Below are 14,976 nucleotides of genomic sequence, written 5' to 3'. Positions count from 1 at the left end.
GCATCGTCTACTCTCCTGTCGTGCGTTTCAGCTCCTACGCCCGCTCGCCCCTGACTCGGCGCCGTCTGAACAGGATCGCGCTCCCCTGCGCGCTGCTCGCCGCGCTCACGGGTACGATGACGGCGGTGCTCGCCGATGGCGGTGCCCCTGCGCCCGCGATCTCGCGGGTCGGCCGTCTCCTCGTGCCCACGGCCGTCGCGGCGCCCGCCGCGCCCACCGCTCCCTCCTCTCTCCCCAGCGTCGCGATCCTCGCGACGCCTCCGGGGGCGGCCCGGACCACGCTCCACATCGCGCCGGTCGGCGGCGCCAAGGCCGGCCCAGCGCTCGCCACGTTCCAGCACCTGAGCGACGCCGTGGTCCGGGCCCGCGTCGTCCCGCGAACGCGGCTCGTGGTCGCGACCGCCGAGACGAGCCCGTCCCGCGACCGCTCGTTCAACGCGAGCCTCTTCCGGATCCAGCCGGGCGCAGAGCCCGTCGCGCTCTGCGACGGCGTGGTCCACGCGAGCCGCCCGCTCGTCACCGCCGCGGGGCGCGTCTTCGTCTCGCGCGGCGTCGCCGGCCCAGAGCCGCAGCCCGACAACGACCCCGCGCAGCTCCGGGTCGACGCGCTCACCATCGACGAGGTCGACCTCGCCACCGGCGCGATCCGCACCGTGCACCGACACACCGGCCACCTCGCCTTCCTCGCCGGCGAGTGGAAGGGCGAGCTCGTCCTCTACCGCGTCTCCCCGGCGTCGGCCGACATCGTCCTCGTGGACCCCGACTCCGGCGCGGCGCGGGTGATCGCCCCGTCGATCCCGCCGTTCGCTCGGGATTTCTCGATCGACGCCGCGGCGGGCGCGCTCGTGTTCCAGGAGCGGCACGAGACCGACCCCGGCACGTGGGTCATCGATCGGCTCGATCTCGCGTATGGCAAGCGCACCCGGCTCGAGGCGAGCGCGAGCCACGGCCTCGCCCCGTACGCCTGGCCGGGCGGCGGGCTCGCGTACACGCCCGAGCGCGCCACCGGGCTCTCCGTCATCGGCGCCCGCGCCACGGTCCGCAGCCCGCTCGGCCCCGGCATCGACGCCATCCAGGCCGTCTCGCAGGACGCGGCGTGGGTGGCGGCGCTGCACACGAACCCATCCGCGTTCCCCGTCCCCTTCGCGATCCGCGTGGAGAGCGGCGAGGTCGCCACGATCCCTGCGCCCCCCGGAGCGCGCATCGCCGTCGCCGGCTTCACCGCCGCGAAGGAGGAGCCGTGACGGGCCGCCTTCTCCTGATCCCCGCGGCGCTCTCCGCGGCCGCGCTGGTCGCGCCGGCCGCGCGCGCCGCGTACTGCCCCTGCTTCACGGCGTCGAGCGCGTACAACGATCGCGGCTGCGCGATCGAGGCCGTGCCCGGGATCAACCCCTCCGTCGCGGAGTGGAACGCCATCTTCGACCGCGTATCGCGCGGCCCCGCGGCCTGGGGCGACGCCGGCCCGGCGGCCTTCAACCTCGGTCAGGGCTGCGATCTGCCCGAGGCGCGGCGCGACGTTCCCGCCACGTTCCCCTGCGAGCTGATCAAGGCGATCGCCATGCAGGAGTCGGGGTGGCGGCAGTTCTGCGCGCCGGATCGGCCCATGGACCAGGCGGGGGGGAGCTCGAGGACGATCATCTCCTTCGACTGCGGCTACGGCGCCTCGCAGATCACGAGCGGCATGCGGAGCGGCGACAGCCCGGATTTCGATCCGCGCCGCGTGGCCGCGGAGCCGACCTACAACGCGGCCACCGGCACCCAGATCCTGGCCATGAAGTGGAGGGCCACGCGCTGCATCGGCGACCGGCAACCCGCGTTCATCGAGCACTGGTACAGCGCCGTGTGGGCCTACAACGGGCTCGCGTACGTCAACAACCCGAACAACCCCAACTACGACGCGGGCCGGGGCGTCTACGACCCGGCGATCGGCGGCGCCGTTCCGTACCAGGAGCGGGTGTTCGGCTGGATGGAGCACACAGGGGGGCGGTGGGAGCGGACCGAGGTCGCCTACCCTGACCCGGGCGAGATCGGCGGCACAGGCGCGCCGCCGGCGCTCGCCGATCCCCGCTGCGCGTCGCCGACGGACTGCACGCGCAAGCGCCCCCTCCATCTCACGCGCTGCGCAGACGACGGCGGCGAGGCGGGCGGCGGCGGCACAGGCGGCGATGGCGGCGCAGGCAGCGGCGGCAGTCAAGGCGGGAGCGGCGGTCAAGGCGGCGGCACGGGCGGCCGCGGCGGCGCAGACGGGAGCGGCGGCGGCGCCGGTGACGCCGGCGGCGCGCCCATCACGACCGCAGGGCACGGAGGCGCTGACGCCCCGCTGGGCAACGACGACGACAACGACGACGAGACGACGGTCGGCATCTACGGCCGCTGCACCTGCGATGCGCCCGGGAGCGGCGCGGCGGCCGGATCGACGCCCTGGCTGGCGCTCGCCGCCGGGGCGCTCGCCACCTCGTGGCGGGCGCGTCCGAGGGGCCGCCGCGGGCGCTGACCTCGACCGCGATGCTGGGATCGCCCTGATCCAAGCTCGTCGCCGCACGGCCATCCCGCCGCGGGCTCGCATTCACAGCAGAGTTCGTGGCGATCCAGACGGTCTGAACTTCCGGTGAGCACGACGTGGACGCCTGGGAGCTGCACCAGCACGTCGAGGCCGCGCTCCGCTGAGGCGGGGAGCGTTGCCAGCGGGTGGTGAAACGCGAGGAACCGTGTCGGCAGGTCCGAGGACGCGTACCAGCAGCTCCGGGAACCCGTACCAGCAGCTCCGAGGAGCCATACCAGCAGGTCCGGGGACGCGTACCAGCAACTCCGGGAACCCGTACCAGCAGCTCCGAGGAGCCATACCAGCAGGTCCGGGGACGCGTACCAGCAGCTCCGGGAACCCGTACCAGCAGCTCCGGGGACGCATACCAGCAGCTCCGAGGAGCCATACCAGCGGGTGCTGACATACAACTCGAGGCTGCCGGCAAGGGCCCCGGGCCTGCTGGCGAGCGCTCCGCATCCGCTGGCGCGCGCCGCGGGCCTGCTGGCGTGCGCTCCGCATCCGCTGGCGCGCGCCTCGGATCCGTTGGGCTGCGCTCCGGGTCTGCCGGCGTGCGCCGATGGGCACCGGGGGAGCGTCGCGGGGCGGCGGTCCGGCCGACGCGACGCGCCGGGCGTCCCGTTCTCTCGGTGGACAGCGTCCCGCCCCCTGCGGAAGTCGCGCGCGGCGCCGTCGCGCACGCTAACCTCGCCCCCGATGCCGACGGTGCGGGGATCCGAGCTCATCGAATCGTGGGCTGCCCGACGCGGCCTCGCGTTCACCCTCCGCCCCGACGAGGCGTGGTTCCGCCGCTGGGAGCCCTACGACACGATCGCGCCGCCCTCCGCCTACATCCGCGCGTGTACGTGGATGACGAACCCCGGGCATGTGGTGCTCGTCGAGCCCTGGTACGCGGACGGCGATGCGGATCCGCTCGAGCGTACGCTGCTCGGCTTCGCGTCGCACCCGGCCCTCCGGCACCGCGCGTCGATGCGCGTCGGCGAGCACTTCCTGACGCGCGTCGCCTTCGTCGAGAGCCCTCCCCCGCCGCGGGTCGTCCTCGGCGACGCGCTCTGGGACGCCCACGTGACGACCTTCGCCGCCTCGACGCGCGAGGCCGCTGCCGCGTTCCACCCGCGCCTGCGCAAGCTCCTCGCCACGCACGGCTTCCATGGACACCTCGAGCTGCGCCGCGGCGGGCTCGTGGTCCACTGCGCCGGGCTGCGGCCCACCCCGGAGCATTACGAGAGCCTGCTCGGGGTCGTGCGCGAGATCGTCGGCGCGGCCGTGCTGTGACGACAAGCCGTGCCCGGTGGGAAACGCGGGGCTTCGGGCTCATGCAATCTGCCGCCGTCTGCGCGCGCCTTCGCGGTGCCGAGCCCGCGGCCGGACCGGGAGCTCGATCCTGGATCGGCGCCCCGGCGGCGACTATACCGGACGCCGCGTCGTGGCGGCGCACATGCCGCACGGACATCCAGTGTCGCACGCACGCGGCAGCGGCGCGGGGGAGGGTTGATGGAGCTCGTCGAGCTGCGTTTCGAGAACTACAAGGCATTTCATCGCCCGGCGACGCTCGAGCTGCGCCCGCTCACGCTGCTCATCGGCCGCAACAGCGCCGGCAAGAGCGCCGTGGCCCGCTTGCCGCTGCTCCTGTCACGAGCGCTGTCCGGCCCGGCCAAGTCCCCGGTCGAGCTCGAGGTCGACAGCGTCGACTTCGGCGCGTCGTTCCTCGATCTGATCCACAACCGGACTCCCCACGGCGCCATCGGGCTCGGCGCCACGTTTGAAGACGGCGCCCGATCGCGCATCGAGGTGTGGACGAAGATCCAGCACGTGAGCGAGTACATGATGCAGCTGGTCTCCGCGTTCGAGCTGCGCATGACTGGCGCCCCGCCGCTGAAGCTCACCTGGATTGGGACGAATCCGCTCGAAGATCCGGCTCCTTACCGGCTTCAGGTCGATGACGCCACGCGAGAGGTCAAGGTTGCCTTTCGCGGGTTACTGCCGCATCCAGAGATTTTCGGGCATCTCGCCCGCATGACCCAAGCCGCAATGGTTTTCTCGGAGTGCACGTTTCTCGTGAGCACGGTGCTTGCGCGCGTCGGCTACCTCGGCCCGTTCCGCGAGGCACCGCAGCGCCTCTACCGCTTCCCCGGCGGCAACCCCGAGAGCGTCGGGCGCCGCGGCAGCGATGCACCCGCGCTGCTTGCGGCCGACTACCTGCGGCGGCGCGGCGACGTCCTGCAGCGCGTGAGCGACTGGTACCAGCAGCGCCTCGGCGGCTGGCCGCTCAGCATCGCCCGGCAGGGCGACTCCTTCTCCATCGTCCTGCGGAACCCCATGAACCCGGCCGTCGAGGTGAATCTCGCCGACGTCGGGACCGGCCTGAGCCAAGTCCTACCTCTCGTCGTACAGCGCCAATTCGAGGTAGTCACCGGCAAGACCGGGGGCATCGAGATCGTCGAACAGCCCGAGTTGCACCTGCATCCCGGGGCGCACGGGGACCTCGCCGACCTGTACATCGAGGCCGCGAAGCAGCAGGGCGCGCGGTTCGTCATCGAGACGCACTCGGAGAACTTCGTGCTGCGCGTACGGCGCCGCATCGCCGAGAAGACGCTCGATCCGGACCGGGTCAGCCTCTACTGGGTCGATGATGCGCCCCAGGGCGGCAGCGAGCTGAAGCGGATCGAGATCCTGCCGACCGGAGACGTGTCCGACTGGCCTCGCGGCGTGTTCTCGGAGGACTTCGAGGAGGCCAAGGCGATCCGCGCCGCGCAGCGGGCGCACGCGTGAGGGTCCGCTTCTCGCAGGAGGTCCTCGAGCGCGAGGACGGTGAGACGTGGCGCGCGCTGGCACGGATCGTCGACACCTTCACCGAGGGGCGCCACGTCTGGGAGATCGACGATCCCGACGCCATCGAGGCAAGCTGCTGGATCGCGGGCGACGCCGGCAGCCGCGAGGCGAAGCGCACGCTCGAGATCATGCGGAAGTCCTTCACCGAGGCGCTGTACGCGCCGCCAAGCCGTCGCACGCACACACTGCTGGTCGTCGTTGGCGCCGACCTCGATCCTGACCACGCAAGGCGCTGCCTCGAGGCCCCGGCCCACGTCGTCGTCGAGAATCGCGAGAGCGACGGCGCCTTCCTCAAGGCGATGGTCCGGGCCTTCCAACGACGCGAGCTGGAGGAAGCCATCGAGCGCGGCTGGGTTGATGTCGTCCACGCCGGTGGGTTTGGCGAGCTCGAGAAGCGCGTCAACGAGCTCATCGGCACCGTCCCCGGCCCGTGTCGGATATTCGTGCTCTGCGACAGCGATCGCATGCATCCGGGGCACAACGACACGGAAGCCATCAAGGCATTGCACGCCTGCTGCGCGCACCACGGGGTGCCGGGTCACGTCCTGCACAAGCGCTCGATCGAGAGCTACTTGCCGAAGGGGTCGCTGAAACGCCAGGGGAAGCGGGACGTCTTCGAGGCGTTCTTCGACGCCTTGAACGACGTCCAGCGGGACCACTACAACATGAAGGAGGGCTTCAAGCGGCCGAAAACACCGGGGGGCGACGTTTCCACACCCCCGGACCACGATGGGCTTTTCAATGGGCTCGACCAGGACATTCTCCGCAAGCTCTGCGGCGGGTTTGGCGACCATGCGTGGCGTCTGTTCCTGACGACGAGGTCCGAGATCACCTCAGCGGCCGTCGAGGAGCGCTGCGCGACTAATCCCGGCGAGATCGCCCGGCTCCTTGACATCATAGAGGCCCTCGTCTGAGCTCTCCGGCGCAGCCATGGTCACACCGAACGAGCCCCCGCCGCCCATCGTCAAGCCCGAGGTCGCCCTGCTGGAGGACTTGTTCGGCGAGATCACTGCCGGAAAGCTCAGGATCCCGCGGTTCCAGCGCCCGTTCGTCTGGCGGCCGGAGGACATGCTCGCGGTCTTCGACAGCATCCGACGTGGTTACCCGATCGGCAACCTGCTGCTGTGGGATACGACCGAGGCCGTGCAGAGCCTCGACCGCTTCGGCCCGCTCGACCTGCGGAGGCCGGAGACGAGCCCGGTGACCTACGTGCTCGACGGCCAGCAGCGGCTCTCGACGCTCTTCGGCGCGCTCAGGCTGCCGCTCGACTTCCCTCGAGACGCCCAGCTCCACAACTGGCGCTGGTGGATCTTCTACGACCTGCGCACCCACGAGTTCGTCCACGTCCCGAACAAGGAGCCCGCCGCGCACCTGTTCCCGCTCCGGGCCATGCTGCGGACCATGGATTTCCTCCAGGTGTCGCGCGCTGTCGTGGAAAAACTCCCCCAGGAAGCGGACGCGCTCGTCGCCGAGGCGGAAGGGATCGCGCAAAAGATCAAGTCGTACAAGCTCGCGGTCACCCGCATTCAGGGCGGGACGCTGGAGCAAGCCGTCGACATCTTCTCGCGGCTCAACACCAAGGGGCAGTCGATGACGCCCGACCAGATGTTGGCAGCGCTGACCTACCGCGAGGGCGAGAGCGCCTTCAACCTCGCCGACCGCATCGACCGGGTCCAGGAGCAGCTCGCCGGCTATCGCTTCGAGGGGCTCGCGCGGAGCGCGATCTTCCGCGCGATCGTCGCCGCGGCGTCGGTCGACGTGCACAGCACCGACTGGGCGCACCTCGCCAAGACGCTCCACCAGGCGCTGCCTGCGACGGTCGATGCCGCCGAAGCAGGCCTGCTCCGGGCGGCGCGCTTCCTCCTCGAGGAGGTCGGTGTCCCCGGTGACAAGCTCCTCCCCTACGCCAACCAGATCGTTCTCCTCGGCGAGTTCTTTCACCTGAAGGCCGAGCCGGACGCGGGAGAGAAGGCGCTGCTCCGGCGGTGGTTCTGGGCAACGTCGTTCTCCGGCTGGTTCGCCGGGGCCAACACGACGCAGATCAACGACGCGCTCGACGGGATGCGGCAGCTCGCGCGAGGCGAAATTGCGACGCTCCCTGCCGATTGGTTCTCCGGCCCCACGCGTCCCTACCCCCTGCGCTTCGACTTGCGGAGCGCGCGGGTGCGGACGCTGCTCCTCACGACGCTGTTCTGCCGCCTGTCCCCGCTCGACACGACCGGTGCCCCGCTCGATGTGCGCCGGCTGCTCTGGGAGCAGGAGAAGAGCTACCTCGCGTTCCGGCACGTGTTCCCTGCAGGCTCGGGCGCGCTGGCATCCAACCCGGCAAACCGCGTCCTGCTGCCCATCGTCCCCGGGAAGGCGGCGCGAACGCAGCTGCTCGCCATCCCCGACGAGGTCCGCGAGCGCGTGCTCGCGAGCCACGGGATCCCTCTCGAGGCGTTCGAGGCGCTCAAGCGAAACGATCGGAGCGGCTTCATCGAGGCCCGCGCCGCGCACCTGGCGCAGATCGAGCGCGCGTTCCTGACCGAGCTCGATCTGCCGCTGCCTGCGCAAGATGCGGGCGAGGCGGAGGTCGACACCGACGGCGACTGAGCCCGCCCGAGCGCGCCCCGACCTCCTAGCCGACCAGCCCTGTCGACGCGTCCGCCGCGCCGTTCTAGGCTCCCCGACCATGGCCAAGGTCCTGGTCGTCGAGGATGAGCCGGCCATCGCCGAGTCGATCGCCTACTTCCTGCGCCGCGACGGGTTCGCGGCCACCGTCGCCACCACGCTCGCGGCCGCGGAGCGGGAGATCGACAACGCCGACCTCATCATCCTCGATCTCATGCTCCCCGACGGCAGCGGCTTCGACCTGATCGGCCAGGCGCGGCGGAGCGCGGCGCGCGCCGCGATCATCGTCCTGTCGAGCCGCGACGGCGAGGCCGACCGCGTCGCCGCGCTCGAGACCGGCGCCGACGACTACGTCACCAAGCCGTTCTCACCGCGGGAGATCGTGGCGCGGGTGCGGGCCGTCCTGCGCCGGGCCGCGCGGCCCTCGCCGTCCGCCGCCGCGCCGGCGCCGCTGCCGCTCGTCGTCGACGAGGCCACGCGGCGCGCGTACGTGAGCGGCCAGAAGGTCGACCTCACCCGCGTCGAGTTCGATCTGCTCGCCTGCATGCTCGCCGCGCCGGGCAGGGTCTTCACGCGCGCGCAGCTCATCGATCGCGTCTGGGGCGACGGGTTCGCGATCACCGACCGGACCATCGACTCGCACGTGAAGGGGCTCCGGAAGAAGGTCGTCGAGGCCGGCGGCGACGCCGACCTCATCGAGACGGTGCGCGGCGTCGGCTACCGCGTCGCGGACAAGCCGGGTCCCGCGGAAGGCGGCGGTTGACGCGTGCTGCGCCTCGTCGTCACCGCGGCGGCGGCGGTCTCGCTCATCCTGCTCGTCGCGCTGTTCGCCTCCCGCCTCGTCCGCGCCCGGACGGCGGGGATGAGCATCCGGATGCAGATCTTCATCGCGCTCGGCGGCATCGTCGGCGCGTTCGCGTTCGGGCTCGGGCTGCTCGTCATCGATCGCATCGAGGCGCGCGCGACGCTGCTCGCCGAGGGCAGCGCGCGCGACGAGGCGGCCGCGTTCGCCGCCGTGGCCGCGATGGAGATGGAGGTGCGCGGCGTCGATCTCGCGGCCGTGCGCGCGCTCGACGGCGAGGCCGAGGGCCCGACCGCCCAGAGCATCGCGCTGCTCGATCCCGAGGGCCGCGTTCTCCGGGCGCGCGGCGCCTCGCCGGGCGAGCCCGGGACCGTCTTCGTGACCGCGCCCATCGAGGTCGGCGGCCAGCGCGTCGGCAGCGTGCAGGTCGTGAAGCCGACGATCGTTGTGCAGCGCATGGTCGCCGACTTCGCCCCGCCGATCCTCGTGATCAGCACGGTGCTCGGCGCCGCGGCCGCTATCTCGTCGTTCCTGATCGGCCGCACCATCGCGACCCCGATCGAGGCGCTCACCGAGTTCGCGGTGCGCGTGAGCGAGGGCGAGGTGCGCGCGGCGACGCCGCCCGCCCAGGGCCGCGAGGTCCAGCGGCTGACGCGCGCCATCGACTCGATGCGGCGCCAGATCGAGGGCCGCCCCTTCGTCGAGACGTTCGCCGCGGATCTCTCGCACGAGCTCAAGAACCCCGTCGCCGCGATCCGCGCGAGCGCCGAGGTGCTCTCCGAGGGCGCGCTCGACGACCCCGAGGAGGCCGCCCGCTTCGTCGCGCGCATCCGCGAGGCGACCACGCGGATCGAGGCGCTCCTCGGGGAGCTCCTGTCGCTCGCGCGCCTCGAGGCGCGCGGCGTGGAGCAGGCCGCGGTGGTCGACCTGGTCGCGATCGCGGAGGCCGCCGCGGCGCGGGCGCGAGAGCGCGGCAGCCGCGTCGAGCTCGACGCGCCGAGCTCGGCGGCGGTGCGCGGCGACGAGCAGTGGCTCTCGCGCGCCCTCGACAACCTGCTCGACAACGCGCGCACGCACGGTGACGCCGCGGCCCCCGTCCAGATCGCCGTGTCTCGCGTGGGCGGACAGGTCGCGATCTCGATCCGCAACCGCGGCGAGATCGGGCGACACGTCGCGGGCCGCCTCTTCCGCCGCTTCGTGACGACCCGCGCCGACCGGGGCGGCACCGGCCTGGGCCTCGCGATCGTGAAGGCGATCGCCGAGGCCCACAGCGGCTCGGCCGAGTGCACCCACCGCGGGCCGCCCGAGGTCGAGTTCAAGCTCTCGCTACCGGGAGCCTGATCCTGTGAAAGGATGAGCTCTCTCGCCATGCCGCCCTCCCCGGCGACCCTCTTGGTTTCCGGGAGGTTTCCTCGGTTTGACAGCGCGCCGGATCGGTGGTGCGAAGGCGCGCCGGTGGCCTTCGGGCGAGCGAGCGCGTGCGCGTGTGCGTGTCAAAGAGCTCGCGCTACTGTCAGAGTCGGCGGAGCGCCTTGAGCTCCCCGCGTCATCCTCCACAGAACCTCCACAATCGCATCACCGTCGGCCCCCCTACCGCGCCCATGCTCGGCGCAGAGTCTGTCGTCGTCCCCACCCAGGAAAGCCCATGACGTCCAGCAATCTCCCCAAGCACGTCGCGATCATCCTCGATGGCAATGGCCGCTGGGCGGCGGCGCAGGGGCTGCCCCGCATGCAGGGGCACCGGCACGGGGCGAAGGCCGTGCGCCTCTCGGTGCGCGCCTGCCGCGACCGCGGCATCCCGTACCTCACGCTCTACGCGTTCAGCGTGGCGAACTGGTCGAGGCCCAAGGACGAGATCGACGCGCTGATGCGCATCTGCCAGGAGTTCGCCGAGGGGGAGCACGACGAGCTGATCCGTCGAGGGATCGCGGTGCAGGTGGTCGGCGATCTCGAGGACATCCCGACGCCGACGCGGCGCGCGATGGAGAAGCTCGTGGAGGACACCGCCGGGGGCACCGAGATGACCCTGGCGCTCGCGCTGAGCTACGGCGGTCGCCGCGACATGGCGAACGCCATGCGCGCGCTCGCGGTCCGCGCGCGGGCCGGGCTGGTCATCCCGGAGGAGATCAACGAGAAGTCGCTCCGGAACTTCCTGACGACCAGCTCGATGCCGGATCCCGATCTCATCATCCGCACCGGCGGAGAGAAGCGGCTCAGCGACTTCCTGCTCTTCGAGGCCGCGTACGCGGAGCTGTTCTTCACCGACACGCTCTGGCCCGATTTCACCGAGGCGACCTTCGACGAGGCGGTCGCGACCTACAGCCGGCGACAGCGGCGTTACGGCCGGACCGGCGAGCAGGTCCGACGCCTCGATGCGTCGACCTGAGCGGACGTCGCCGGGGCGCGCCCGCGCCCACGGCGCTCGTAACGCTCGATTCCGCGTCCGCGATGCAGTACGAGAGATGCGCTTGTCGTCCAAGCGCCCGTAGCTCAGCTGGATAGAGCAGCGGCCTTCTAAGCCGCGGGTCGCAGGTTCGAATCCTGCCGGGCGTGCCGAACGTCCTCGGAGCGTCGCTTGACGCTCCTGCCCGGCGCGGACCACGATGTCCCTGACGCCATGGACAAGAGGGTCGTGCTCGTGCTGGGCGGTCTGGTGCTGGGAGCGGCCGTCGCGCTCGCGACGGGGCGAGTGCGCGCCCAGGTGCTCATGCCGAGCGTCCCCCCGCCGCGGTGGGAGCAGGACTGCGAGCAGACGCACGGCGTGGACGAAGCCCGCGCCATCGCCAAGGCGCGGGGCGAGGGCGGCTGGGAGCTCGTGGCGCTCGACGCAGGCGTGATGTGCTTCAAGCGGCCGGTCCCGGCGCCTCCGAAGCCGGCCGATCCCTGGCCGGGCTACTGACGCATCGCCGCCCCCTGCCCGCCGTTCGAGGCGGAGGAGCGCCCGTGGCGGCGCAGCGTCGGCCCTTCTCGGCCCGCGCGCTGCGTGTCAGCGTTCGGCATGATCGAACTCGGCGATCGGCGCTATGCGCTGCCCGCGCGCAAGACGGTGGTGTTCTGCGTCGACGGCTGCGGGCCGGAGTACCTCGACCAGGCGCTCGCGGACGGGCTGATGCCGCGGCTCGCGGGCACGCTCGCCGCCGGCGGCCTGTACGTGCGCGGCCGAGGCCAGGTCCCCAGCTTCACGAACCCGAACAACGTGTCCATCGTGACCGGCCAGCCGCCGCGCGTGCACGGCATCTCGGGCAACTACTACCTCGACGCCGCCACGGGGGAAGAGGTGCCGATGAACGATCCCCGGTTCCTGCGGGTCCCGACGCTCTTCGAGAAGATGGAGCAGGCGGGCGTCAGGACCCTCTGCGTCACGGCCAAGGACAAGCTCCGCGCGCTCCTCGGCGCGTGCCGCGAGGGGGGCCCTCGCCCGATCTCGCTGTCGGCGGAGAAGGCGCACGAGCAGGCCATCCCGGAGCACGGGATCGGCTCGATCACCGCCGCGGTCGGCCGCGAGAACCCGTCGATCTACGACTGGGACATCTCCCACTACGCCATGGAGATGGGCCTCGCGCTGCACGAGCGCCTCTCGGCCACGCTGCTCTACGTGTCGCTGACCGACTACGTGCAGCACAAGGAGCCGCCGCGCGGGCCGATGTCGGACCGGTTCTACGCCCGCTTCGACGCCCTCTTCGGCGAGTACCTCGACGCCGGCTTCGTCTGCGGCATCACCGCGGATCACGGCATGAACGACAAGACCGCGGAGGACGGCTCGCCGAACGTGCGCTACCTGGACGACGCGCTGCGCGAGGCCGGCCTCTCGGGCTTCCGCGTGCTCCTGCCGATCACCGACCCGTACGTCGTGCACCACGGCGCGCTCGGGTCCTACGCGACCGTGTACCTCGGCGCGCCGGACGACGGCGCCCGCGCCGCTCAGGTCCTGGCGCGGCTCCCGGGCGTGGAGCTCGTCCTGACCCGGGAGGAGGCCGCGCGGCGCTTCGCGCTGCCGCCGGACCGGATCGGCGACCTCGTGATCCTCGGCGATCGGAGCACGGTGCTCGGCAAGAGCGCGGCCTACCACGACCTCTCCGCCGTGCAGCGCGGACTCAGGTCGCACGGCGGCCTGCACGAGGCGGAGGTGCCGATCCTCGCGAGCCACCCGCTCCGGCCCGGAGAACGCGCGTGGCTCCTCGGCGCGGAGGCGGCCAAGGCGGACGAGGACGCCGCGCGCGGCCGGCCGAGCGCGCTGTCGAACGCGGACGTCTTCGATCTGGTGCTCAACCGACTCTCGACCGCCATGGCCTAGCGCCGACGATCGAGCGCCTGAAGGGGGGACAGGGATGGGCTCGATGCTCTCAATCGATCGACCAGCGTTCCATTTTCCGTGCCTGATCGGGGGAAGACCGGTGAGCCGGGACGAGCGCATCCTCGTGCGCTACCCGTTCACGGGCGAGGTGATCGGCAGCGTGCCGAGGCTCGACGAGGAGGCGGTGCTCGAGGCGCTCGCGAGCGCGTCCTCCGGCCCGCCGCGGCTCTCTCGCCACGAGCGCAGCGAGATCCTGCTCCGCGCCGCGGCGCACATCGAGGCGCAGGCGGGGGCGGTGGCGCGGCTCATCACGTGGGAGAGCGGGCTCTGCCTCAAGGACACGGCCTACGAGGTGCGTCGCGCGGTCGACGTGCTCCGCTTCTCCGCGTACGAGGCGCTCCGCGACGACGGCCAGTGCCTCGCGTTCGACATCTCGGCGAACGGCAAGCCCCGGCGGGGCTACACGCTGCGCGAGCCGCTCCGCCTCGTGACGGCGATCACCCCGTTCAACCACCCGCTCAACCAGGTCGCCCACAAGGTCGCGCCGAGCGTCGCGAGCGGCAGCTCCATGGTGCTCAAGCCGTCGGAGAAGACGCCCCTCTCCGCGATCTACCTCGCGTCCGTGCTCCACGAGTCGGGGCTGCCGCCCGGCATGCTCAGCGTCGTGACCGGCGATCCGGCCGAGATCGGGCGGGTGCTCGTGACCCACCCGGCCGTGGAGCTCGTGAGCTTCACCGGCGGGGTCGAGATCGGCAAGCGCATCGCCGGCCTGCTCGGCTACCGGCGCGCGGTGCTCGAGCTCGGCGGCAACGACCCGCTCATCGTGCTGGACGACGCGGATCTCGACGAGGCCGTGCGGCTCGCGGCGTACGGCTGTTACAAGAACTCGGGGCAGCGCTGCACGGCGGTGAAGCGGCTCATCGTGAGCGAGCGCGTCGCCGACGAGCTCGCCGGCCGCCTCGCCGCCGCGTCGGCGCAGATCAAGGTGGGCGATCCGCTCGATCCGGCGACCGACATGGGGACGGTGATCTCCGAGGCCGCGGCGCGGCAGCTCGAGGCGGCGGCCGAGGACACGCTCGCGCGGGGCGCCCGGCTGCTGTTCGGGAACGAGCGCCGCGGGGCCCTGTACGGCCCCACCGTCATGGATCACGTCCCGCGGGACGCCCCCTCCGTGCAGCGCGAGACGTTCGGCCCGCACGCGCCCATCCTGCGGGTGAGGGACATCGACGAGGCGATCGCGGTGGCGAACGGGACGAGCTACGGCCTCTCCGCCGGCGTCTGCACGAACGACATGGGGCGCGTCCACCGGCTCGTGCGGGAGCTCCGCTGCGGCACGGTGAACGTGCGCGAGGTGCCGGGGTACCGGTCCGAGCTGTCGCCGTTCGGAGGGATCAAGGACAGCGGCATCGGGATCAAGGAGGGCGTCGTCGAGGCGATGAAGGCGATGACCAACGTGAAGCTCTACACCGTCCCCTGGGAGTGAGGGGGCGCCGGCGCTTCTCCGTACCGCCTCGGCGCGCGCCGTTGTAAGCGGATCGGCATGAGCGGAGAGCCCCTATCGGAGCGAGAGTTCGACGACGTGGCCGATCGGTCGCTGCGCGCGCTGGATCGAGCGATCAACGAGATCCCCGACGGCGTCGAGGCCGACCTGCAGAGCGGCATTCTCACCCTGGAGTTCGAGGACGGCATCAAGTACGTCGTCAACAGCCACCGCGCGGCGCGGCAGGTCTGGATGGCCGCCGAGCGGGCCGCGTGGCACTTCGACTACCGGCCGTCCGAGGGCCGCTGGGTGGCCCAGAAGTCGGGCGAAGAGCTCTGGAGCACGCTCGAGACCGTGCTGTCCCGGAAGCTCGGCCGCGCCGTGAAGCTCGCTCGCTGAGCCGCGCGGCCCGC

The 14,976-nt window shown here is 71.9% G+C and carries 13 protein-coding genes and 1 tRNA gene; all 14 read left to right on the top strand.

Features of this window, described 5'->3' with window-relative positions:
- Nucleotides 1-20: 20 nt before the first annotated feature.
- Nucleotides 21-1,244 (top strand): hypothetical protein, encoded by a 1,224-nt coding sequence (locus WMF19_RS15035; protein ID WP_437899737.1) that lies wholly within the window; start codon nt 21-23, stop codon nt 1,242-1,244.
- Entirely contained in the window at nt 1,241-2,494 is a 1,254-nt protein-coding gene (locus WMF19_RS15030; protein ID WP_437899736.1) for a hypothetical protein, read from the top strand. Before WMF19_RS15035 ends, WMF19_RS15030 begins: the two co-directional genes overlap by 4 nt.
- Before the next feature lie 744 nt (nt 2,495-3,238).
- On the top strand, nt 3,239-3,817 hold the full coding sequence (locus WMF19_RS15025; protein WP_437899735.1) for a hypothetical protein: 579 nt from the start codon (nt 3,239-3,241) through the stop codon (nt 3,815-3,817).
- Nucleotides 3,818-4,036: 219 nt separating this feature from the next.
- A complete protein-coding gene (locus WMF19_RS15020; protein WP_437899734.1) occupies nt 4,037-5,314 on the top strand; it encodes an AAA family ATPase in 1,278 nt (425 codons plus the stop codon).
- Entirely contained in the window at nt 5,311-6,288 is a 978-nt protein-coding gene (locus WMF19_RS15015; RefSeq protein ID WP_437899733.1) for a hypothetical protein, read from the top strand. Before WMF19_RS15020 ends, WMF19_RS15015 begins: the two co-directional genes overlap by 4 nt.
- A gap of 16 nt (nt 6,289-6,304) precedes the next feature.
- A complete protein-coding gene (locus WMF19_RS15010; protein ID WP_437899732.1) occupies nt 6,305-7,969 on the top strand; it encodes a GmrSD restriction endonuclease domain-containing protein in 1,665 nt (554 codons plus the stop codon).
- A 79-nt stretch (nt 7,970-8,048) separates the two neighbouring features.
- Entirely contained in the window at nt 8,049-8,750 is a 702-nt protein-coding gene (locus tag WMF19_RS15005) for a winged helix-turn-helix domain-containing protein (RefSeq protein ID WP_272103461.1), read from the top strand.
- 3 nt (nt 8,751-8,753) lie between these two features.
- Entirely contained in the window at nt 8,754-10,130 is a 1,377-nt protein-coding gene (locus tag WMF19_RS15000) for a histidine kinase dimerization/phospho-acceptor domain-containing protein (RefSeq protein WP_272103459.1), read from the top strand.
- Between the two features lie 304 nt (nt 10,131-10,434).
- Entirely contained in the window at nt 10,435-11,175 is a 741-nt protein-coding gene (gene uppS / locus WMF19_RS14995) for a polyprenyl diphosphate synthase (RefSeq protein ID WP_437329253.1), read from the top strand.
- 93 nt (nt 11,176-11,268) lie between these two features.
- A tRNA-Arg gene (locus tag WMF19_RS14990) sits at nt 11,269-11,342 on the top strand.
- A 22-nt stretch (nt 11,343-11,364) separates the two neighbouring features.
- Nucleotides 11,365-11,688: a hypothetical protein gene (locus tag WMF19_RS14985; protein ID WP_437329252.1), complete on the top strand. Its 324-nt coding sequence runs from the start codon at nt 11,365-11,367 to the stop codon at nt 11,686-11,688.
- Between the two features lie 99 nt (nt 11,689-11,787).
- The gene (gene phnA, locus WMF19_RS14980) at nt 11,788-13,083 is read left to right on the top strand and encodes a phosphonoacetate hydrolase (RefSeq protein WP_437899731.1); all 1,296 of its coding nucleotides are present in this window, start codon (nt 11,788-11,790) and stop codon (nt 13,081-13,083) included.
- Between the two features lie 34 nt (nt 13,084-13,117).
- Nucleotides 13,118-14,566 carry a phosphonoacetaldehyde dehydrogenase gene (phnY, locus tag WMF19_RS14975; RefSeq protein ID WP_437899730.1) on the top strand — a complete coding sequence of 483 codons (1,449 nt, stop codon included), beginning with the start codon at nt 13,118-13,120 and terminating at the stop codon, nt 14,564-14,566.
- Between the two features lie 57 nt (nt 14,567-14,623).
- Nucleotides 14,624-14,962, top strand: a complete 339-nt coding sequence (gene cyaY, locus WMF19_RS14970; RefSeq protein WP_437899729.1) for an iron donor protein CyaY — start codon at nt 14,624-14,626, stop codon at nt 14,960-14,962.
- Nucleotides 14,963-14,976: the final 14 nt, after the last annotated feature.

Source organism: Sorangium sp. So ce124 (assembly GCF_051525235.1).
In the GTDB taxonomy this organism is placed as follows: Bacteria; Myxococcota_A; Polyangia; order Polyangiales; family Polyangiaceae; genus Sorangium; species Sorangium atrum.
The sequence above is the reverse complement of the archived record's forward strand: the minus strand, read 5'-3'. Positions and strand labels throughout refer to the sequence as shown.

Excerpts from the sequence above, each read along its gene's own strand:
- WMF19_RS15025 (WP_437899735.1), top strand. The coding sequence starts at position 3,239 with ATGCCGACGGTGCGGGGATCCGAGCTCATCGAATCGTGGGCTGCCCGA.
- cyaY (WP_437899729.1), top strand. The coding sequence starts at position 14,624 with ATGAGCGGAGAGCCCCTATCGGAGCGAGAGTTCGACGACGTGGCCGAT.
- WMF19_RS15010 (WP_437899732.1), top strand. The coding sequence starts at position 6,305 with ATGGTCACACCGAACGAGCCCCCGCCGCCCATCGTCAAGCCCGAGGTC.
- WMF19_RS15005 (WP_272103461.1), top strand. The coding sequence starts at position 8,049 with ATGGCCAAGGTCCTGGTCGTCGAGGATGAGCCGGCCATCGCCGAGTCG.
- phnA (WP_437899731.1), top strand. The coding sequence starts at position 11,788 with ATGATCGAACTCGGCGATCGGCGCTATGCGCTGCCCGCGCGCAAGACG.
- WMF19_RS15020 (WP_437899734.1), top strand. The coding sequence starts at position 4,037 with ATGGAGCTCGTCGAGCTGCGTTTCGAGAACTACAAGGCATTTCATCGC.
- uppS (WP_437329253.1), top strand. The coding sequence starts at position 10,435 with ATGACGTCCAGCAATCTCCCCAAGCACGTCGCGATCATCCTCGATGGC.
- phnY (WP_437899730.1), top strand. The coding sequence starts at position 13,118 with ATGGGCTCGATGCTCTCAATCGATCGACCAGCGTTCCATTTTCCGTGC.